Below are 20,775 nucleotides of genomic sequence, written 5' to 3'. Positions count from 1 at the left end.
TGCGCCACGGAGGAAAAACATGTACACGAACACGCTCAGCTTCGGGCTTGACGAGGACATCGAAGCGCTGCGCGACATGGTGCGGCGCTTCGCCCAGGACCGGATCGCGCCGATCGCCGGCGACATTGACCGCGACAACGAATTTCCGGCGCATCTGTGGCGCGAGCTCGGCGCGCTCGGTCTGCTTGGCATAACGGCAAATCCCGATTTCGGTGGCAGCGGCATGGGTTACCTTGCCCATGTCATTGCCGTCGAGGAGATCTCACGTGCCTCCGCGTCGGTCGGCCTCTCCTACGGCGCTCATTCCAATCTCTGCGTCAACCAGATCAACCGCTGGGCAACGCCGGCTCAGAAGGAGAAATTCCTGCCGCCGCTGTGTTCGGGAGAACGTGTCGGTGCGCTGGCGATGTCGGAATCCGGCGCCGGCTCCGACGTTGTCTCGCTCAAGTTGCGCGCCGAAAAGCGCAATGACCGCTATGTGCTTAACGGCACCAAGATGTGGATCACCAACGGCCCGGATGCCGAAACGCTGGTCGTCTATGCCAAGACCGATCCGGAGCGGAAATCGCGCGGCATCACCGCCTTCATCGTAGAGAAGGCGATGACAGGGTTTTCCGTGGCGCAAAAACTCGACAAGCTCGGCATGCGCGGCTCCAACACCGGCGAGCTGGTGTTCGAGGATGTCGAAGTGCCATTCGACAATGTGCTGCATGAGGAAGGGCGCGGCGTCGAGGTGCTGATGTCGGGCCTCGACTATGAGCGCACCGTGCTTGCCGGTGGCCCGATCGGCCTGATGGCGGCGTGCCTCGACGTGGCGATCCCCTACGTGCACGAACGCAAGCAGTTCGGTCAGGCGATCGGCGAGTTCCAGCTTGTGCAAGGCAAGCTTGCGGACATGTACACGGTGATGAATGCCGCGCGCGCTTATGTCTATGCCGTCGCCGCCGCCTGCGACCGCGGCCAGACCACGCGCAAGGACGCCGCCGGCTGCGTACTGTTCGCGGCCGAAAAGGCGACGCAGATGGCGCTCGACGCGCTGCAACTGCTTGGTGGCAATGGCTATATCAACGACTATCCGACCGGCCGGCTGCTGCGTGACGCCAAACTCTACGAGATAGGCGCCGGCACTAGCGAAATCCGGCGCTGGCTGATCGGCCGCGAGATCATGGCGGAGGGGGTTTAGCATGGCCGTCCTTCAGACGCAGGTATCGCCCTCCTCCGAAACCTTTCGTGCCAATGCCGAACGCATGCGCGGACTGGTCGCCGACATCGCCGAAAAAGCGGCCATCGTCGAGCGCGGCGGTTCGGAGGAGGCGCGCGAGCGCCACATCTCGCGCGGCAAGCTGTTGCCGCGAGAACGTCTCGCGCAATTGCTCGACACCGGCTCGCCTTTCCTCGAGATCGGCCAGTTCGCGGCATGGTCGATGTATGGCGAGGAAATTTCCTCGGCCGGCATGATCGCCGGCATCGGCCGCGTCGAAGGCACCGAGGTGATGGTCGTCGTCAACGATGCCACGGTGAAGGGCGGCACCTATTATCCGCTGACGGTGAAGAAGCATCTGCGCGCGCAGGAAATCGCGCTGCAGAACAATCTGCCCTGCATCTACCTGGTCGACAGCGGCGGCGCCAATCTGCCCAACCAGGACGAAGTGTTTCCCGACCGCGAACATTTCGGCCGCATCTTCTACAACCAGGCCAACATGTCCGCGGCCGGCATCCCGCAGATCGCCTGCGTCATGGGTTCCTGCACGGCCGGCGGCGCTTATGTGCCGGCGATGTCGGATGAGACGATCATGGTGCGCAACCAGGCGACCATCTTCCTCGGCGGCCCGCCGCTGGTGAAGGCGGCCACCGGCGAGGATGTCAGCGCCGAGGATCTCGGCGGCGCGGACGTGCATACCAGGCTTTCCGGCGTCGCCGACCATTATGCGATGGACGACGAGCATGCGCTCGCCATCTGCCGTCGCATCGTCAAAAACCTGAATCGGAACAAGACTGTAAGCCTGAGCTTACAGAAATCGATTCCACCACTTCATTCGGCGAATGAACTCTACGGCGTCGTGCCGACCGATCTGCGTCAGCCTTATGATGTACGTGAGGTGATCGCGCGTATCGTCGACGGCTCCGAATTCGACGAGTTCAAGCAGAATTACGGCACGACGCTGATCACCGGCCTTGCCCATCTCCACGGCATGCCGGTCGGCATCATCGCCAACAATGGTGTCTTGTTTTCCGAAAGCGCGCTGAAGGGCGCGCACTTCATCGAACTGTGCTGCCAGCGCAAGATCCCGCTGGTCTTCCTTCAGAACATCACCGGCTTCATGGTCGGCCGGAAATACGAAGCCGGCGGCATCGCCAAGGACGGCGCCAAGCTGGTGATGGCGGTTGCCACCGCCAGGGTTCCGAAGGTGACCGTCATCATCGGCGGTTCGTTCGGCGCCGGCAATTACGGCATGTGCGGCCGCGCCTACTCGCCGCGCTTCCTGTGGATGTGGCCGAATGCCCGCATCTCGGTGATGGGCGGCGAGCAGGCGGCGACCGTTCTTGCCATGGTCAAGCGCGAGGGCATCGAGCGCAAAGGGGGCGAATGGAGCGCCGAGGAGGAAGCAAAGTTCAAGAAGCCGATCCTGATGAAATACGAGCACGAGGGCCATCCGCTTTACTCGTCCGCCCGTCTTTGGGATGACGGCATCATCGATCCGGCAAAGACGCGCGAGGTGCTGGCGCTCAGCCTTTCGGCGGCGCTCAACGCCGAAATCGAGGACACGCGCTTCGGCGTGTTCAGGATGTGAAATGAGCAAGGCGCCGGACAGGATCCGCATCCACACAGGCGACATCACGAAGCTGGATGTCGACGCCATCGTCAATGCCGCCAATTCGTCACTGCTTAGCGGCGGCGGCGTCGATGGCGCCATCCATCGCGCGGCGGGCCATGAGCTCGAGTTCGAATGCCGGATGCTGAACGGATGCAAGGTCGGCGACGCCAAGATCACCAAGGGTTACAAACTGCCGGCTCGACATGTCATCCACACGGTCGGGCCAGTCTGGCAAGGCGGCGGCAGAGGCGAAGCCGAGTTGCTGGCCTCCTGCTATCGCAAGTCGCTGGAACTCGCGGCCGCCAATGATTGCCGCACCGTGGCATTCCCGGCGATTTCGACCGGTGTTTACCGCTACCCGAAAGATGAGGCGACCGACATCGCTGTCGGGGCGATCGGCACGTTCATCGACGAAAAAAACATACCGGAGACTGTCATCTTCTGCTGCTTCGATGAACAAACGGCGGAACTATACCGGCGCGCCGTTGCTGCGCTTCGGGGGGCCTGAACTGTATGGACCAATCAATTCATCAGCATAGGCAAACTCGAATCCCCGCCAACGAACTGGCGGCGAGGCAAGATGTTCGCTACTGCTTGTTCCGCGCAATACAATGGGGACAGGGCGAAGATGATGCTGAAATATCACCGGGGTACGGTTGCCTCGATACTTGCAATCCTACTAATATTCGCAACGACTGCCGCCAACCCGGCCGGATCGCTGGCAGGCAGCAGGGGCGACGTGCGTTACCCGATAAACATTCCCGTGGGGACCACCGGAGGCTGCGGCAAGATCTATGGAGCATATCTCGCAGCCGCGGGCCATTCGGCCTTCGCGGCGACGCCGATCGTTCCGGCGAGCGAGTATTTCATTTGTGGCGTGAAGCTAAATGCACCGTCACAGAAGGCGGCCGAGGAACTGGCGCTGAAATCCTGTCAGGCCAGCAAGAGCAAATACAAGGTTACCGTCGCTGGCGCCTGCAGTCTCGCCGCGTCCAAATAGGCTGGAAGGCGCGCGGTTTTTCTCTTTGGGGGAAGCAGAATGAAATCCACGAACTCCAGGCGACCAGCCATCGCGATACTGGCCGGGTTGTTCATGATCGTCTCGTCCGGCATCGGCGTGGCCGGCTCGCTGGCGGGAAGCGAGGGAGACAAGCGGTTCCCGCCGGCTTTGAATGGCGACCCGAAGTCGCCATGCACCAAGGCGTACAAGGCCTATGTGGCGGCCAGCGGCCATTCGGCCTACGCCACCACGCCGTATTCCAGGGTGGTCTCGCTATACATCCTGTGCGGCACGCGGCTGAATGCACCGTCGCAAAAGGTGGCGGAAGAGCTGGCGATGAAATCCTGCCTGGCCACACGTGCGCACTACAAGGTGACGAATGGCGGCGCCTGCGAGATCGCCGCTTCGAAATAGGCCGGCGCCTGCCAGAATGGCGCCGCCCGCCACAAACCCGGGAGGCTCCATGTTCGCCAAGATCCTGATCGCCAATCGGGGCGAGATCGCATGCCGTGTGATCCGCACGGCCCGCAAGCTCGGCGTGCACACCGTCGCCGTCTATTCGGACGCCGACGCGAAATCCCTGCATGTCGAGATGGCCGACGAGGCTGTTCATATCGGCCCCTCGCCTGTCGGCGAGAGCTATCTGCGCGGTGACAAGATTGTAGGGGCGGCTCTTTCGACCGGGGCGCAGGCCATCCATCCCGGTTACGGATTCCTGTCGGAAAATCCCGATTTCGTCGACCAGGTGGTGACGGCGGGGCTCACCTTCATCGGCCCGTCGGCGGCCTCGATCCGCGCCATGGGACTGAAGGACGCCGCCAAGCGGCTGATGGAGAAAGCCGGCGTTCCTGTCGTTCCGGGTTATCACGGCGAGGCGCAGGAGATCGTGCTGCTTGCGTCCAAGGCGCGCGAGATCGGTTATCCCGTTCTGATCAAGGCGCGCGCCGGCGGCGGCGGCAAGGGCATGCGGCGCGTCGAGCATCCCGATGATTTTTCCGAGGCGCTGTCCAGCGCCCGGCGCGAAGCAAAGGCTGCTTTTGGCGACGACCGTGTGCTGGTCGAGAAATATGTCGACAAGCCCCGGCACATCGAAGTGCAGGTGTTCGGCGACAATTTCGGCAATGCCGTGCATCTTTATGAACGCGACTGTTCGGCACAACGCCGCCACCAGAAGGTGATCGAGGAAGCGCCCGCCCCGGGCATGACGCCGGATTTGCGCAAGGCGATGACGGAAGCGGCTGTGAAGGCCGCAACGGCGATCAACTATTCCGGCGCCGGCACCATCGAATTCATCGTCGATGCCTCGCAGGGCCTCAAGGCCGACCGCTTCTGGTTCATGGAAATGAACACCCGCCTGCAGGTCGAGCATCCGGTCACCGAAATGGTCACCGGCACCGATCTGGTCGAGTGGCAGTTGCGGGTCGCCAGCGGCGAAAAGCTGCCGAAGTCGCAGAGCGAGATCGCGCTTGCCGGCCATGCCTTCGAAGCGCGCATCTATGCGGAGGACGCGGCAAAAGGGTTCCTGCCTGCTACGGGCACGCTGCATCATCTGAAATTTCCCGAAACAGCACCCGACGCGGCCACGATGCGCATCGAGACCGGCGTGCGGGCCGGCGATGCCATCTCGCCCTACTACGACCCGATGATCGCGAAGCTGGTCGTCCATGCAAAGGACAGGCAAGCCGCGCTCGAAGCACTCGGCACAGCGCTATCGCAGACCGAGATTGCCGGCTCCACCGTCAACACCGCCTTTCTTGCCGCTCTCGCCGCCGATCCGGACTTTTGCGCTGGCGACGTCGACACCGGCCTGATCGGCAGACAGCAGGCGACGCTGACCGAACTCCCGCCGCCGACCGGCGAAATCATCGCGGCAGCCGCCCTTGCCGCGTCCGGCGCAGGATTATTGCCGCCGTCGAACGACCCGTGGTCGTCGATTTCCGGCTATGCCCATTTCCACGGCGTGGCGCGGCGCACACGGTTGAAGTTCGGCGAGGACGATATTCTGGCAAAGCTCTCGGTGCGGCCGGACGGGCGTTTCCAGGTGGCGCTCGGTGCGCCCTATGCCAGCGCCAATTCGCATGATTTTCGCGCCGCTCCACGCCTCGCCCGCTGGCCAGGCCACATCACGGTGTTCGAAGGCGCCATCGGCTATACTTTCGCGGTGCCCGACCCGTTGGCACGGAGCGATGACGCGGCGGCCGCGTCCGGCAGCCTGCGCGCGCCGATGCCGGGTCTGGTCAAGCTGGTGCGCGCGGCAAAGGGCGATGCGGTGATCAAGGGACAAGCTCTCCTGATCCTCGAGGCGATGAAGATGGAGCACACCATCGCCGCCCCGCATGACGGGGTGATTGCCGAAATCGCCACGGAAGGTGCGCAAGTCACCGACGGGACGGTGCTTGTGCGGTTCGTCGAGGAGCAGACCGCCTCAGGCTGATACACCGAGCGCATCGCCGACCGCAAAACGAAATGGCCGGGGCGAACCCCGGCCATTTCTCTGGATTATCGCCTCGGATTACTGTGCGATCGGCGCGTACTTGCCGTCATGCCACTGGTTGATGTCGTAGCTGGCGTTCTTGAGGTCGCCCTTCTCGTCGAAGGTGACGTCGCCGACAACGGTGCTGATCGGCGTGCCGTTCTTCAACGCTTCGGCAACCTTGGCCGGATCGTCGCTGCCGGCACGCTTGATGCCTTCGGCGAAAGCCTGGACCACGGCGTAGGAGAACAGCGTGAAGCCTTCCGGCACGAAGCCGCCGGCCTTGATCTTCTCGACGGCGGCCTTGGCTTCCGGCTTTGCCTGCGGGTCCGACGGGAAGACGAACATGGTGCCTTCGCCGGCCGGGCCAGCAACCTGCCAGAACTCCGGCGAGGCGATCGAATCCGGCATGATCAGCTGGAACTTCAGGTTCTGTTCGGCCGACTGGCGCAGGATCAGGCCGGCTTCAGGATGGTAGCCGCCGAAATAGACGACGTCGGCCTTGAGATCCTTGAGCTTGGTGACAAGCGCGGAATAGTCCTTCTCGCCGGGATTGATGGCGTCGTAGTAGACTTCCTTCAGGCCACCGGTGTTCATGGTTGCCTTGACAGCGTCAGCCACGCCCTGGCCGTAGGCGCTCTTGTCGTGCAAGATGACGACGTTCTTGCCGGCATACTTCTTAGCGATCCACGGGCCGATGAAGGCGCCCTGTGCGTCGTCACGCGTATAGAGGCGCATGATCGTCGGCCAGCCGGCCTTGGCGGCCGCGTCGGTCAGCACCGGGTTCGAGGAAGCCGGGCTCATCATCAGCGCGCCGGCTTCGGCATAGACGGCCGAAGCGGGAATGCTCGAGCCCGAGCAGGCATGCCCATCGATGAACTTGACGCCGTTGGCGACGATGCGGTTGGCAACCGACACGGCCTGCTTGGGATCGCACTGGTCATCCTCGATGTCGAGCTTGATCATCGAGCCGTTGATACCGCCCGCGGCATTGATGGCATCGGCGGCGGCCTGTGCGCCCTGCTTGAACTGATCGCCGATGGTGGCGAGCTGTCCGGTCATCGGGCCGACCACCGAAACGGTGATGTCGTCGGCGAATGCGACCGGCGCACTCATCATCAGGCCGAAAATGGCCGCGCTCAAAATACTCATTTTTTTCATTGCAATAGAACTCCTCCACTCACGCGCGGCCGCCCCGGCCGCGCTTCTTCCAGAGAGGCGGGACAATTTCATCCTTCATCGGGCCTGTCTAGGCGCATTGACGCCGCTCGATTGGGCCTGGGAGGCCTCATCCACGCAAAAAAGCCACGCCAGCCTTGTTCCGGCCGGTCATGGCTTTTTTGCCTGTCGGGCTGTTTCCCCAGCGCCCCCGCGCCGCGAACCCCAACTTGGCCGTCCCTGTCTTTCCTGTTGACCATGCCCGAAAACCGGATTCCACTTTCCGGGATCATGGTCCGTCGTACGGCTTGACCTATTTCGCCTGCCGCATTCTTGTTGTTGGCCTGTGGCCTGGCTATCTGCGCAGCCTTGTCCCTGTTGTGGCCCGACCGTCTTTGAGCGATCTGGACCCGAGCCTTTCCGCCTCGCGGAAACCTAGTGCATGGTCATCCATTCGCGGGCTTCGCGCAGCGCCCTGGCAATCTCGACCTTCGACATGGCCGCCGACAGTTCCGAGCGCAGTTCCGCGGCGCGGGCCGAACCCTTGATGGCGGCGATGTTGAACCATTTGTGGGCGGCAACGACGTCGGTCTCGCAGTCGCGGCCGGTCGCATACATCATGCCCAGTTCGAAAAGAATGTCGGCCTGGGCAGTTGCCCCCATGGCGCCGAAGCCTGCTTCAAGCATTTCAAAACGTGCCATTTTAGTCCCCTGTCTGGCTCCCGAGAGCTGCCTCCGTTTGTCTTGTCCGGGCCGCTCTTTCGATGCTTTCGAGAATGCCGCTCAGGCTTGAATCCGTCGTTAAATGGCGTGCTTAATTTGAGGAAAACAAAGCTAAAACAAGAGGTAAACGCGGAAATTCGTTAAGGATACGAAGCCAGCGTTTCAGCCAATTTTCGCTAAATTTGACGAAAATTTTCCGGGCCTCAATCAACACTCCGCTAACCACGGGAGACAAACACGATGCGCCGGTCGTTTTCATTTCCCTCCGCGACGAGGCGAATTCAGGCGCTTTCAGAATCCCAAGGTCTTCCGTTGCGGCACCGCTTTTGTTTTGGCGGGAGCTGGATTAGCTTACGTTTGCGTAAGCGGCAGACCGGCGAGGCGGAGCATCCGGCCGGCCATCCAAAGGGAGGAAGACATGTTTCGAAAAGTGAGCCTGGCCCTTGCAGCCACATTGATCATGGCGGGAACGGCGTGGGCCGATCCGATCGAGGGCAACTGGAAGACGCAAGCCGGCGACACCGCGGCGATTTCAGGCAGCGGCTCGTTTTCCATCACGCTCAAGTCGGGCAAATATACCGGCAAGACCATCGGCTCGCTCAAGGCGGCTGGCGACAACAAATATGCCGGCAGCATCACCGACCCGGCAAACGACAAGACCTATTCGGGCAAGGCGACGTTGTCGGGCACCTCGCTCAAGATGAGCGGTTGCGTGCTCGGCGGTCTGATCTGCAAGAGCCAGACCTGGCACAAGCTCTGATCTACCATATCCTTGGGACATGATGACGGGGCCTGGCAGGCCCCGTTTTCGTTTCATCGGCAGGCCGAGCACTGGTGCTGTTGCCCTGCCTCCGGTGGCCATATCAGGCCGGCGGCGACCGGAGCAGATCCCGTCAATCATTTTGAACCGCAGATGAACACCGGCATCAGAGCCGGTTCAGAGGCGTTGGGGCATTCTCCTGCGTGTTGAAGGAGACACCACCCGATGCTTGCTCGCCGCTTCACCATCGTCTGCCTGCTGATGAGCCTGTTTGGAATGTTCTTCGCCATCCTCGTCGCCGAAGCGGGCCGTTCCCCCCGCTCCTGGGACGAAGCCGGTTCCAGGACATGCCGCCTCGCCTGCCCCACCCACCTTCGCAACTGAACCAAAGAAACCAGACCTCGAAAAGAAAAGCTCAGACATCATGAACCGCATCGCCGCCAACGCTCTCAAGACCCTTCGGCTTCTGCCGCGGGCGGCGCTTATCCTGATGGTCCTGGCCGCTCCGGTCCTGGCCGTACCGATGATGCGCGCCGATGCCGGCTCGACGATCGAGGCCCCGGCCCTGAAGAAGTCCGGCGTCGGCTTCGTGCTGCTGGTCAGTCTGCAGCGAGGATAAAGAAAAATGGCGCTTTGGGCGCCTTCGACAGCCATACCCCTCCCAACCGCTCGTCCGAGTCTCTATATTGAGCCATGGAAAAGCGAATCTACCCTCAAGCCATCGAATCTGTCGTCATGCCGGAGCCTTTTGGCCGGCAAAGCTTCGACGATGCCGCGAAAGCGGTCGCGGCACTGCAGTTGCTTTATGACCGCAACACCAGGTTCCTGCGCGATTCCTTCGCCGCCCTGGCCGCCGGCGGTGACAGCAGCAAGCGCTACCGCGCCTTCTATCCCGAGATCGGCGTCACCACGAGTTCGTTCACCCAGGTCGACTCGCGCCAAGCCTATGGCCATATGCCGACGCCCGGCCATTTCGCCACCACGATCACGCAGCCGCACTTGTTCGAGAACTACCTGATCGAACAACTTCGGCTGATCATGCGCAACCACGGCGTGGCGGTCACGGTTTCGGAATCGACCACTCCCATTCCATTGCATTTCGCCTTCCTGGAGGGAACTTACGTCGACGGCGCTGCCGCGGAGCGCATCAAGCGGCCGATCCGCGACCTGTTCGACGTACCGGATCTCGACGGCACCGACGATCAGATCGCCAACGGCACGTTCGAAGTGGCCTTCGGAGAACCAAGACCGCTAGCCCCATTCACGGCGCAGCGTATCGACTACTCGCTGCACCGCATGACGCACTACACGGCGACCAGCCCGCAACATTTCCAGAATTTCGTGCTGTTCACCAACTACCAGTTCTACATTGACGAGTTCGGCGCCCGCGCCCGCGACCTGATGGAGAAGGGCGGCGGCGGTTATGTGGAATTCGTCGAACCGGGCAATGTCGTGACCAAGGCCGGACAAAGCGCGCCGAGCGAAGGCGTTGGACCACAGCGTCTGCCGCAGATGCCGGCCTATCACCTGAAAAAGGCGAACCATGGCGGCATCACCATGGTCAACATCGGTGTTGGCCCATCGAACGCCAAGACGATCACCGACCATATTGCCGTGCTGCGGCCGCATGCCTGGGTGATGCTCGGCCATTGCGCCGGGCTGCGCAACACCCAGGCGCTCGGCGACTATGTGCTGGCGCATGCCTATGTGCGCGAGGACCACGTACTGGACGACGATCTTCCGGTCTGGGTGCCGATCCCGCCGCTGGCCGAGATCCAGGTGGCTCTGCAGGAGGCGGTTGCCGAAGTCACCGGCCTGTCCGGCTACGATCTGAAGCGCATCATGCGCACCGGCACGGTCGCCACCATTGACAACCGCAACTGGGAACTGCGCGACCAGCGCGGGCCTGTGCAGCGCCTGTCGCAGTCGCGTGCCATCGCGCTCGACATGGAATCGGCGACGATCGCCGCCAATGGCTTCCGCTTCCGCGTGCCCTACGGCACGCTGCTTTGCGTGTCCGACAAGCCACTGCATGGCGAGCTGAAACTGCCTGGCATGGCGACCGAGTTCTACAAGCGGCAGGTGGCGCAACACCTGACCATCGGCATCAGGGCGATGGAGAAGCTGGCCGAGATGCCGATGGAGCGGCTGCATTCGCGCAAGCTCCGGAGCTTTTCGGAAACAGCGTTCCAGTAGGTGGCCACAACGTCTCGGCGAGGCAATTCGTCGTCTTGCTCAGGCCGCAATTTGGCCGATAAGCAGATTGAACGGATCGTCAGGCGGCCTTCACCAGACACGACCTCAATGACAACAGGCGCGCGCTTGAAAATGACGGCTGGGTTGGCATTCCTGGCGATGACGGCACTGTCGGCCGCGCTGTTGGCCGGGTTCTTCGGCTCGCTCCACCCCGCCTTCGATTCCTTCTCGCATTTCCGCATGCACTTCAGCGTTCTCATGGCGCTTCTGGCACTGCCGCTGCTCGCCAGCTCGTTTCGGCTGCAAGCGGCAGCGGGGCTGCTCTTTGCCATCGCCTGCCTGGCCACGACGGCAGGCGCCCTGCCGAGGCTTTGGCCTCAGCCCGCGGTTGCCAAGCCTGCCGATCAGGCCGTCTACAGCCTGCTGCAGATGAACCTGCGCTTCAACAACCCGACGCCGAAGAAAGTGCTCTCGCTGATCGGCCGCACCAATCCGGACGTGATCACCCTCGACGAAGTGTCTGGCATGTGGACGACCGAGCTTGGCACCATCACCAGCGCCTATCCCTACCGTATCCTCTGCCCTTACCCGAACGGCATGTTCGGGGTGGCGTTGCTGTCGCGCCGGCCGTTTGCCCCCGACACCGCACCGCGCTGCGAGCCGCGTGGCGCGATGGCGACCGCCACCATCGACTTCGGCGGGATCGGGGTCGATGTCGCCGCGATCCATTTGAGCTGGCCGTGGCCGAAGGAGCAGTACTGGCAGATTGGCGAACTGGCGGAACCACTGGCCGGGCTCGGCGAGACCGCGATCATGGCCGGCGATTGCAACGCCGTGCCGTGGAGCGCGGCGGTGCGGCGGGTCGCGGCTCTCGGCAGGCTGACCGTCATGCCGTCGGCCGGACCGACCTGGATCCACCGGACACTACCCGACTTCCTGCGCCGCTATGCAGGTCTGCCCATCGACCAGGTGTTCAGCAAGGGCGGGCTGACGATCCTGTCTTCGACGCGGCTGGAGGATACCGGCTCCGACCACCTGCCGGTGCTGGTCGAGTTCACGCTGAGGCCGCAGGAACAGAAACCGTTCGATGAGCATGAAACCGCGACCGTTTCCCTGCCGGAGCCAGCGAAGCCGCGCGGTTGAGTTTTAGCCGTCCATCTGTGGCACGAGCATCAACTTCGCCCGGAAAGCTCGGGTGAAGCGCTATGATTTCGCCAGGGCGTCAACCAGATATTCGACGTGACCGCCTTCCCGGTGCTCGCGCGCGTCAAAGGCGTTTTGCTTGCCCTCGTACTCGTCAAAGACAGCGTCGATTCGCCGGCGTGCTTCGCGCCGCGTTTTGGAGCACTGCCCATCGTTCGCAGCGGTCAGGCCGGTAAGCGATTTCTCGGTCGCCGCCATCATCTGCCTGGCAATTTTGCCATGCGTCTCCTCATGCGTGCGAACACCGGTGAAGAACCGCGCCCAGCGCTTATCGAGCGCCGGCGGGAGCACGGAAACGACATGTGGGTAGGTGAAATTCAGGTTGAGCGTGCCGTTGGCCTGTTTGATCCGGCAGGAACCCTTGACCTGAACAAAGTCGAAATCCCAATCCTTGGTATAGCTGGTCTGCGCGATGGCGCGGGCCATGAAGCCATGCCTTGGCCCGTTGCGGTCCATGGATTCGATCAGCGCCTCGCCGGTCGTGCCTGAAATGTCGTATGTCTTCGTCTTGACCAGGACCTTGACGTCCGCCGAAGCGACGGAGGTCAGGCTGCACGACGCGCAAATCGTCGCCAGAACTAAACGTGCGAGCAAGCGCATCCACGCTTCCCTTCAAAGATGACCAACGGCAGCATGCCGTCGGCGCTGAGGGCATTCACATACCCTGGTAGACCGGGCCTTCGCCGCCCTGCGGCGGCACCCAGCTGATGTTCTGGTTCGGATCCTTGATATCGCAAGTCTTGCAGTGGACGCAGTTCTGCGCGTTGATGACAAAGCGCACATCCTTGGCCGCCGGATCGGCGGCGGCGTTGCCGTCCTTGTCGACCCACTCATAGACGCCTGCCGGGCAATAGCGTGTCGAAGGCCCGGCAAAGACATCGTGCTCCGAGCGCTTCTGCAGTTCCATGTCGCCGACCAGCAGGTGGACCGGCTCGTTCTCCTCATGATTGGTGTTGGACAGGAACACCGAGGACAGGCGGTCAAAGGTCAGCACGCCATCAGGCTTCGGATAGGCGATCTTCTTGTGCCTGGCGGCGGGCTCGAGCGCGGCATAGTCGGCCTTGCCGTGCTTCAGCGTGCCGAAGGGCGAGATGCCGAACAGCGTGTTCAGCCACATGTCGAGGCCCCCGAGGCCGATGCCGACGATGGTACCGAAGCGCGACCACAGCGGCTTGACGTTGCGCACCTTCTTCAAATCCTTGCCGATGTCGGTCGCGCGCCAAGCTTCCTCGTAGCTGGAAAGCTCATCATTGGCACGGCCCGCGCCAATCGCCTCGGCGACATGCTCGGCCGCGAGCATTCCCGACAGAACTGCATTGTGGGAGCCCTTAATGCGCGGCACGTTGACGAAGCCCGCGGCACAACCCATCAGCGCGCCGCCGGGGAACGACAGTTTCGGCACCGACTGCCAGCCGCCCTCGGTGATGGCACGCGCGCCATAGCCCAGCCGCTTGGCGCCCTCGAAGGTACCCGCGATCGCCGGATGCGTCTTGAAGCGCTGGAATTCCTCAAATGGCGAGAGATAGGGGTTCTTGTAATTGAGGTGGAGGACGAAGCCGACCGCCACCTGATTGTCCTCGAGATGGTAGAGGAAGGAGCCGCCGCCGGTCTTCATGTCGAGCGGCCAGCCGAAGGAATGCTGCACCAGGCCAGGCCGATGGTTCTCCGGCTTGACCTGCCAGAGTTCTTTCAGGCCGATGCCGTATTTGCCGGGCTCGCGGCCGTCGGAGAGCTTGTATCTGGCGATCAGCTGCTTGGCGAGCGAGCCGCGCGCGCCCTCGCCGATCAGCACATATTTGCCCATCAGCGCCATGCCCGGCGCGAAGCCCGGGCCATGCGTGCCGTCCTTCTCGACGCCCATGTCGCCAGTGACGACGCCGGTGACGGCGCCTTCCTCATTGTAGAGCAGTCCAGCGGCGGCAAAGCCCGGATAGATCTCGACGCCAAGCGCCTCGGCCTTGGTCGCCAGCCAGCGGCAGACATTGCCGAGGGAGACGATGTAATTGCCGTGATTGTTCATCAACGGTGGCATCAGGATATTGGGCAGACGGAAAGAGCCGGCGGGGCCGAGCACCAGGAAATGGTCCGCCGTGACCGGGGTCTTGAAAGGATGACCTTCTTCTTCGCGCCAACCGGGCAGCAGCCGGTCGATGCCGACAGGATCGACGACGGCGCCGGAGAGGATGTGGGCGCCGACCTCGCCGCCCTTTTCCAGCACGACGACGGAAAGCTCGGGATTGACCTGCTTGAGGCGGATGGCCGCGGCAAGGCCGGCCGGACCGGCACCGACGATGACCACGTCGAATTCCATGCTCTCGCGTTCGATATCGCTCATCAACCCCTCCGCACTGGCTTGCCGCTGTTGCGTATCTTGCTGGCTTCTGCGCTGCATAGCGCATCAATTGGCGACAGGAAACCGGCGCATACGTGACAATGCGGATTTGGCCAAAAAGTCGCGCATCCCGCCGCATAATGGCCGTCAGCGCCCCGCGAGAACCGCGGTCCCTGCGTTTTTTAATTGTTCGACGGCTTCCTTATCGGCCATACTTCCCGCCATGCGCATTCCTGGGCCAGCCGGCTTTCCTTCGACGCGCTTTGTTTTCACGCCCGGCCGGGCCTGCCGGGCGATTCTTTTGGCCCTTCTGACATCGGCGCCAGGGTACGCCACGGCGGACGAGGTAAAAGTCTGGGCGACGGGCGCCTACTCCTTCTCCGACGAGCTCGGCGGCTTCCGCATCACCGGAGCCTCAGGCATCGGAACCAAGAACGATCCGCTGGTCATAACGGAAGAGCTTAATTCAGCGACACCGGTGACGCTGACCATCCGCACCACGAAGCCGATCCAGACATTCGGCAAGGCGGGCGAGTTCGCCAACGGCATCATGTATATGCGCATCGACGTGCTCAACAACAGCGGCCAAGCCTGGATCGAATTCCAGTTCGAGCTTCAGGAGATACTGGACCAGCCGAGCGTGTTTGGCGACGGGCTTTCGTTCGACCAACGCAACAAGACGCCCGACAATATCTGGTCCAGCAATTTCGCCGATTTCGACCGCGACTTCGAACCCTACGACCGGTTGCTTTTCAAGAACGGCAAGGTCGATCCGATGAAGACCGCCAGCTTCGAGTTCCTTATGACCGACTACACGCCACGATGGACCTTCTATCTGGTGCAGGATCCGCGCATCCCAACGGGATAGGGCGAGCGGCCGGCCTTGCAAATTGCAGCCACGCGGACGAATGTGCGCGCCATGACTGCCGCGTCCCCCAACAGCCCGACCGATATTGCCGACATCCTGGCCTTCTACGCCAGCGCTGGCGTCGATGAAGCGCTGGAAGACGCCCCGGTGAACCGCTTCGCCGAGGCAGCGCCGAGGCCTGTCGAGCGCGCACCGGCGCCGGTGGCGCCCCCTCTCGAGGACAGGGCGCCGGAGCGGCCCGCGGCATCACCCGGGTTGGATGCAAGCAAGGTGCCGGATGCGCCGGCGCGCACCGTGCCCTCCGCCATACCCGACGAGGCGCAGGCCGCTCTCGCCCGGCAAATGGCGGCAAGCGCCTCGACACTGGAAGAGCTGCGCCAGCACATGGCCGCCTTTGATGGCTGCAATCTCAAGGCCACCGCGAAGAATCTCGTGTTCGCCGACGGCAACCCGGAGGCCGCGGTCATGCTGGTCGGCGAAGCGCCCGGCCGCGACGAGGACATTGAGGGTCTGCCCTTCGTCGGCCGTTCGGGCCGACTGCTCGACCGCATGCTGGGCGCGATCGGGCTCGACCGCACCTCGGTCTACATCGCCAACGTCATTCCCTGGCGGCCGCCGGGCAACCGCACGCCGACCCCGCACGAGACAGAAATCTGCCGGCCGTTCATCGAGCGCCAGATCGAATTGGTCAATCCCAAGGTCCTGGTCAATCTCGGCGGCCCGTCGGCCAAGACCTTGCTCAACACTTCGGAAGGCATTTTGCGGCTGCGTGGCAACTGGCGCGTCCACACCACGGCCGCGGGCACCGCCATTCCGGCCATGCCGACGCTGCATCCAGCCTATCTGTTGCGGACGCCGGCGCACAAGAAGCTGGCATGGCGGGATTTTCTCGAGGTGAAGGCGAAGCTGCGGTCACTCTCCTAGATCGAGATGACGTTGGACTGAAGCATTCCCACTTTTCGGGATCATGCCCTGGCGATAACCTCGCAGGTAATTGAAATGCTATCCCTGTCGGACTAGCCATCCTCCCATGACATCAGCCCAAACTTCCGCCGGCAGTCTTATCCGCGAATGGCGCACGCGACGCCGCATGAGCCAGCTCGACCTCGCCATGGAGGCCGAGATTTCGCAGCGGCACCTGAGTTTTGTCGAGAGCGGACGCGCCGCGCCCTCGCGCGATATGGTGCTGCATCTGGCCGAGCAGCTTTCGATCCCGCTGCGGCAACGCAATCAATTGCTGCTGGCCGCGGGCTTTGCGCCGAGCTTCAGCGAACGGCCGCTCACCGACACGACGCTGGCGCCCGCGATGGCGGCGGTCGAAACCGTGCTCAAAGGGCATGACCCGTTCCCGGCACTGGCCGTCGACCGGCACTGGAACCTGGTTTCGGCCAATGCCGCGATCGCTCCGTTCCTTGTCGATGTCAGCGAGGCTTCCCTGCTGGCGCCACCAGTCAATGTGCTTCGCCTTTCCCTGCACCCCGGCGGCATCGCACCGCGCATCGTCAATCTCCAGGAATGGCGCACGCATCTGCTGGAGCGCCTCAAGCACCAGAACGATGCGACCGGCGACCCGGTGCTGGTCGAACTGGAGCACGAGTTGCGCGGCTATCCTTCCGGCCTCAAAGGCGGCCGGCCGGCACCCGTCGAGCCGAACGCCATCGTGCATCCGCTCAGGCTTGCCCATGGCGATCAGGTGCTGTCGTTCATCAGTACCATCACCGTGTTCGGCACACCGCTCGACGTGACCTTGTCGGAACTGGCGATCGAATCCTTCTTCCCGGCGGATGAGCAGACACGCGCCGTGCTGCTGCGGCTGGCGAAGGAGCGCGGCGAGCGGTCCTGATCAACCCTGAGGCAACGTCGCCTTGCGCGTTCGCCTGCGTTCCAGGCCCAGTTGCCGTTCGCGCCAGATGATGAAGATGCCGGCCGCGACGACAACCAGGCCGCCGACCAGCGTGCTGAGCGAGGTCACGTCGCCGAAAACGAAATAGCCGACGACGACGCCGAGGATCATCGAGGTGTATTCGAACGGTGCCACCACCGACGCCTCGGCATGGCGATAGGCCGAGGTCATCAGGATCTGGCCGAGGCCACCGCAGAAGCCGGCCATGATGAGCAGCGCGGCTTGCACTGGTGTCAGCGACTGCCAACCGAAAGGCAGCGTCAGCAGCGAGAGCACGCTCGCGGTCGACGAGAACCACAAAACGATGGTCGCTGTCTTCTCCGTCTGCACGAGATTGCGCACAAGCAGCATGGCGACAGCCGAGATCGCCGCGGCCACCAGCGCGGCCATGACGCCCAGGACCTCCTCGTCGTCGAGCGCTTCATCCGAATTGAGCAGGGTCAGTTCCGGCCAGGAGATGATGAGCACGCCAATGAGGCCGACGGCGACAGCGCTCCAGCGATAGACCCGGATCGTTTCGCCAAGGAAAACCGAGGAAAACACCACGACGAGCAGCGGCTGCGCATAGTTCAGGGTGATCGCCTCGGGCAGCGGTAACCTGGTGAGCGCGAAAAAGCCAAGTCCCATGGCACCAACGCCGACGACACCGCGCGCGACATGGTTGAAGGGACGTTTCGTGACGAATGCCGTCGCCAGATGCCCTTTCAATGCCAGGAAGGCAATGATCGGGAAGATGGCGAAGAAGGAGCGGAAGAACACGATCTGCCCGGCCGGCACCTCGCCGGCCGCCTTGATGCAGGTTTGCATGCCGACAAAAACCGCCACCGAGACGATCTTGAGCGCGATGCCCCTCAGCGTACCGTGGCCGCCCGTCGTTCCTGGTTCCGCCCCCGCCCCTGATGTCACGTTGGCGATGCACCCCTGATCGCGGACCAGATGCGCGCCGGGGTCGCCGGCATCTCGATATGCCTGATGCCGTAGGCACGCCACAGCGCGTCGGTCACCGCGTTGAGCGCGGCCGGCGTCGAACCGATCGTGCCGGCCTCGCCCGCGCCCTTGATGCCGAGCGCATTGGTGGTCGACGGCACGTTGCGGGTCTCGAAATGGAAGAACGGAAAATTGTCTGCGCGCGGCATGGCATAGTCCATGAAGCTCGCCGTCAGCAATTGTCCATCCTCGCCATAAATGGTTTCCTCGGTCAGCGCCTGGCCGATGCCTTGCACGACGCCGCCATGTACCTGGCCGGCGAGCAGGATCGGATTCACGGTAACACCGAAATCGTCGACAATCGTGTAACGCACGATGTCGGTCGTGCCGGTGTCGGGGTCGATCTCGACCTCGCAGATATGGGTGCCGTTCGGATAGGTGCATTCGTCCTGGACGAACTCGCCGAAACCCTTGAGATCATCAGGGGTTTTCGCGGCCTTGGCGATGCTGGAAAAATCGATCGTGCGGTCGGTACCGACGATGCGGGCAACCCCGTCGGCCAGTTCGATATCGCCTGCCGAGGCTTCCAGCTCGTCGGCCGCGATGCGCTTGATCTTGTTGGCCAGGTCCTCGCCCGCGCGGGAGGCCGATACACCCCCCAATGGAATGGACCGTGAGCCGCCGGTACCGCCGCCGGCCTTCAATTCGTCGGTGTCGCCCTGGCGGACATGGATCTTGTCGATGTCGAGATTGAGCTTTTCCGACAGGAACTGTGCATAGGCGGTGGCATGCCCCTGCCCGTTCGTCTGGGTGCCGATCTTGAGCGTCACCGTGCCGTCGCCGTTGAGTTCGACAAAGGCCGGTTCGGAGCCAGGAAAGGCGCAAGCCTCGATATAGGTCGCCATGCCGATGCCGCGGATCTTGCCGGCGGTCTTCGCCTGCTCCAGCCGCTGCGCAAACGTCTTCCACTCAGACCGTTCGATGGCGCGGTCCATATGGCCTTCGAATTCACCATTGTCGTACAGGCGGCCGGTCTGCGTGCGATAAGGGAATTGCTCCGGTCGGATGAAGTTGCGGCGGCGGATTTCGTCGACAGGCAGGCCGAGATCATGGGCGCAGGCATCGACCAGCTTTTCCAGCAAGAACGCCGCTTCGGGCCGGCCGGCCCCGCGATAGGCGTCGACCGGGCAGGTGTTGGTGTAGAGGCCGGTCACCGAGACATCGAGCGCCTGGATGTCATAGACGCCGGTCGACATGGTGACGCCGATATAGGGAATGAACGGGCCGTATTGCGAGACATAGGCGCCGATATTGGCGAGCAGCGCGACCTTCATGCCGAGGAAGCGACCATCCTTGTCCATGGCCATTTCAGCCGTAACGGCGTTGTCACGGCCTTGCGCGTCGGTGAGGAAATGTTCGGTCCGGTCGCCGGCCCATTTCACCGGGCGGCCGAGCCGCTTCGCGGCCTCGAGCACCAATGGATATTCCCGGTAGACGAAGCTCTTCGGCCCGAACCCGCCGCCGACATCGGGCGTGATGACGCGCAGTTGGTCCTTCTTGATCTTGAACAGGTTGGCCAGGATGTACTGCATGGAATGCACGCCCTGAGACCCGGTGGTCAGCACCAAGCGGTTCTCCCCGACATCCCATTCGCCTATCGCCGAGCGCGGCTCCATGTAGTTGCAGACCAGCCGGTTGTTGACGAATTCGATGCGGGTGACATGGGCCGCCCTGGCGAAGGCCGCCTTCGTCTTCGCCTTGTCGCCCATGTGGTAGGTGAAGGCACGGTTGGAGCCCAGTTCCGGCCAGACCAGCGGCGTGCCTTCGGCAAGTGCCGTCGCCGTGCCTGAAGCGGCGTCCTCGCCGTCGTAGTCGACATCGATCAGTTCGGCGGCATCCTGCGCCAGGGCACGGCTGTCGGCGACCACAAAAGCAACGGCATCGCCGACATAGTTGACGCGGTCCCGGCACAGGATCGGAATGTCGCGCGTCGGCGCCTTGGTGCCGTCCGGCTGTGCCTGCATGACACCGGACTTGAGATCGCCAAGATGAGCGAGATCCTTGCCGGTCAGCACCAGATGGACACCGGGTGCCTGCCTTGCCGCTTCAGTCGAGCCGATTCTGAAGCTTGCCTTGGCGACCGGCGAGCGCAGGACATAGCCATGCACGACGCCGGCCGGCTTGATATCATCGGTATAGCGGCCCTGTCCCTGGATGAATGCCGCATCCTCGCGCCGCAGCACGGAAGCGCCCATGCCGAATTTCGGTGTGACGACGGTCATGGCTGCCTCGTGATGATGTGGAGAATGAACGCCTGAAATAGGCATCGGTTGAGTTTTGTCGAGGGATCGTTTCGTGTAAAGAGCGCGGACTTCAAATTTCTTGGACCAGCGGGCACTGTCCGCTTCCAACGCAA

At 62.8% G+C, this 20,775-nt stretch carries 20 protein-coding genes; 14 read left to right on the top strand and 6 right to left on the bottom strand.

Annotated features, from left to right (window positions below; translation table 11 throughout):
• Positions 1–19 precede the first annotated feature (19 nt).
• From AC1VON_RS16180 to AC1VON_RS16155, 6 genes are all read left to right on the top strand, one after another.
• Positions 20–1,183 carry an isovaleryl-CoA dehydrogenase gene (locus AC1VON_RS16180; RefSeq protein ID WP_172351230.1) on the top strand — a complete coding sequence of 388 codons (1,164 nt, stop codon included), beginning with the start codon at positions 20–22 and terminating at the stop codon, positions 1,181–1,183.
• A gap of 1 nt (position 1,184) precedes the next feature.
• A complete protein-coding gene (locus tag AC1VON_RS16175; protein ID WP_483124181.1) occupies positions 1,185–2,792 on the top strand; it encodes a carboxyl transferase domain-containing protein in 1,608 nt (535 codons plus the stop codon).
• Between the two features lies 1 nt (position 2,793).
• Complete coding sequence (locus tag AC1VON_RS16170; protein ID WP_483124180.1) at positions 2,794–3,324, top strand: O-acetyl-ADP-ribose deacetylase; 531 nt, start codon at positions 2,794–2,796, stop codon at positions 3,322–3,324.
• Positions 3,325–3,444: 120 nt separating this feature from the next.
• Positions 3,445–3,816: a hypothetical protein gene (locus AC1VON_RS16165; RefSeq protein WP_172353016.1), complete on the top strand. Its 372-nt coding sequence runs from the start codon at positions 3,445–3,447 to the stop codon at positions 3,814–3,816.
• Positions 3,817–3,855: 39 nt separating this feature from the next.
• Positions 3,856–4,230: a hypothetical protein gene (locus AC1VON_RS16160; protein WP_172351233.1), complete on the top strand. Its 375-nt coding sequence runs from the start codon at positions 3,856–3,858 to the stop codon at positions 4,228–4,230.
• Positions 4,231–4,279: 49 nt separating this feature from the next.
• Positions 4,280–6,250: an acetyl/propionyl/methylcrotonyl-CoA carboxylase subunit alpha gene (locus AC1VON_RS16155; protein ID WP_483124179.1), complete on the top strand. Its 1,971-nt coding sequence runs from the start codon at positions 4,280–4,282 to the stop codon at positions 6,248–6,250.
• Between the two features lie 78 nt (positions 6,251–6,328).
• On the opposite strand, the gene AC1VON_RS16150 is transcribed toward AC1VON_RS16155, so the two are convergent.
• The gene (locus tag AC1VON_RS16150) at positions 6,329–7,450 is read right to left on the bottom strand and encodes a branched-chain amino acid ABC transporter substrate-binding protein (RefSeq protein WP_483124178.1); all 1,122 of its coding nucleotides are present in this window, start codon (positions 7,448–7,450) and stop codon (positions 6,329–6,331) included.
• A gap of 432 nt (positions 7,451–7,882) precedes the next feature.
• On the bottom strand, positions 7,883–8,149 hold the full coding sequence (locus AC1VON_RS16145; RefSeq protein WP_115145099.1) for an SEL1-like repeat protein: 267 nt from the start codon (positions 8,147–8,149) through the stop codon (positions 7,883–7,885).
• A gap of 439 nt (positions 8,150–8,588) precedes the next feature.
• On the opposite strand from AC1VON_RS16145, the gene AC1VON_RS16140 reads away from it, so the two are divergent.
• From AC1VON_RS16140 to AC1VON_RS16120, 5 genes are all read left to right on the top strand, one after another.
• Positions 8,589–8,930, top strand: coding sequence for a DUF2147 domain-containing protein (locus AC1VON_RS16140; protein WP_172351236.1), 342 nt, complete (start codon positions 8,589–8,591; stop codon positions 8,928–8,930).
• A 225-nt stretch (positions 8,931–9,155) separates the two neighbouring features.
• The gene (locus AC1VON_RS16135; RefSeq protein ID WP_172351237.1) at positions 9,156–9,314 is read left to right on the top strand and encodes a hypothetical protein; all 159 of its coding nucleotides are present in this window, start codon (positions 9,156–9,158) and stop codon (positions 9,312–9,314) included.
• Between the two features lie 40 nt (positions 9,315–9,354).
• Complete coding sequence (locus tag AC1VON_RS16130) at positions 9,355–9,549, top strand: hypothetical protein (RefSeq protein ID WP_056563514.1); 195 nt, start codon at positions 9,355–9,357, stop codon at positions 9,547–9,549.
• Between the two features lie 116 nt (positions 9,550–9,665).
• Positions 9,666–11,126 carry an AMP nucleosidase gene (locus AC1VON_RS16125; RefSeq protein ID WP_246740717.1) on the top strand — a complete coding sequence of 487 codons (1,461 nt, stop codon included), beginning with the start codon at positions 9,666–9,668 and terminating at the stop codon, positions 11,124–11,126.
• A 132-nt stretch (positions 11,127–11,258) separates the two neighbouring features.
• Complete coding sequence (locus AC1VON_RS16120; RefSeq protein ID WP_483124177.1) at positions 11,259–12,269, top strand: endonuclease/exonuclease/phosphatase family protein; 1,011 nt, start codon at positions 11,259–11,261, stop codon at positions 12,267–12,269.
• Positions 12,270–12,329: 60 nt separating this feature from the next.
• On the opposite strand, the gene AC1VON_RS16115 is transcribed toward AC1VON_RS16120, so the two are convergent.
• Complete coding sequence (locus AC1VON_RS16115; RefSeq protein WP_483124176.1) at positions 12,330–12,929, bottom strand: DUF922 domain-containing protein; 600 nt, start codon at positions 12,927–12,929, stop codon at positions 12,330–12,332.
• A 55-nt stretch (positions 12,930–12,984) separates the two neighbouring features.
• Positions 12,985–14,664 carry an electron transfer flavoprotein-ubiquinone oxidoreductase gene (locus AC1VON_RS16110; RefSeq protein WP_483124175.1) on the bottom strand — a complete coding sequence of 560 codons (1,680 nt, stop codon included), beginning with the start codon at positions 14,662–14,664 and terminating at the stop codon, positions 12,985–12,987.
• Positions 14,665–14,884: 220 nt separating this feature from the next.
• Between AC1VON_RS16110 and AC1VON_RS16105 the strand changes: the two genes are divergently transcribed.
• From AC1VON_RS16105 to AC1VON_RS16095, 3 genes are all read left to right on the top strand, one after another.
• Positions 14,885–15,529, top strand: coding sequence for a hypothetical protein (locus AC1VON_RS16105; RefSeq protein WP_483124174.1), 645 nt, complete (start codon positions 14,885–14,887; stop codon positions 15,527–15,529).
• A gap of 51 nt (positions 15,530–15,580) precedes the next feature.
• A complete protein-coding gene (locus AC1VON_RS16100; RefSeq protein ID WP_483124173.1) occupies positions 15,581–16,453 on the top strand; it encodes a uracil-DNA glycosylase in 873 nt (290 codons plus the stop codon).
• Positions 16,454–16,559: 106 nt separating this feature from the next.
• Positions 16,560–17,372 carry a helix-turn-helix domain-containing protein gene (locus tag AC1VON_RS16095; RefSeq protein ID WP_483124172.1) on the top strand — a complete coding sequence of 271 codons (813 nt, stop codon included), beginning with the start codon at positions 16,560–16,562 and terminating at the stop codon, positions 17,370–17,372.
• Here AC1VON_RS16095 and AC1VON_RS16090 read toward each other — a convergent pair whose 3' ends face one another.
• Together AC1VON_RS16090 and AC1VON_RS16085 are read right to left on the bottom strand one after the other, a co-directional pair.
• Entirely contained in the window at positions 17,373–18,338 is a 966-nt protein-coding gene (locus AC1VON_RS16090; RefSeq protein WP_483124171.1) for a DMT family transporter, read from the bottom strand.
• Complete coding sequence (locus tag AC1VON_RS16085; RefSeq protein ID WP_483124170.1) at positions 18,335–20,641, bottom strand: xanthine dehydrogenase family protein molybdopterin-binding subunit; 2,307 nt, start codon at positions 20,639–20,641, stop codon at positions 18,335–18,337. Before AC1VON_RS16085 ends, AC1VON_RS16090 begins: the two co-directional genes overlap by 4 nt.
• Positions 20,642–20,775: the final 134 nt, after the last annotated feature.

Source organism: Mesorhizobium sp. HAY1-8B, from assembly GCF_056868045.1.
The sequence above is the reverse complement of the archived record's forward strand: the minus strand, read 5'-3'. Positions and strand labels throughout refer to the sequence as shown.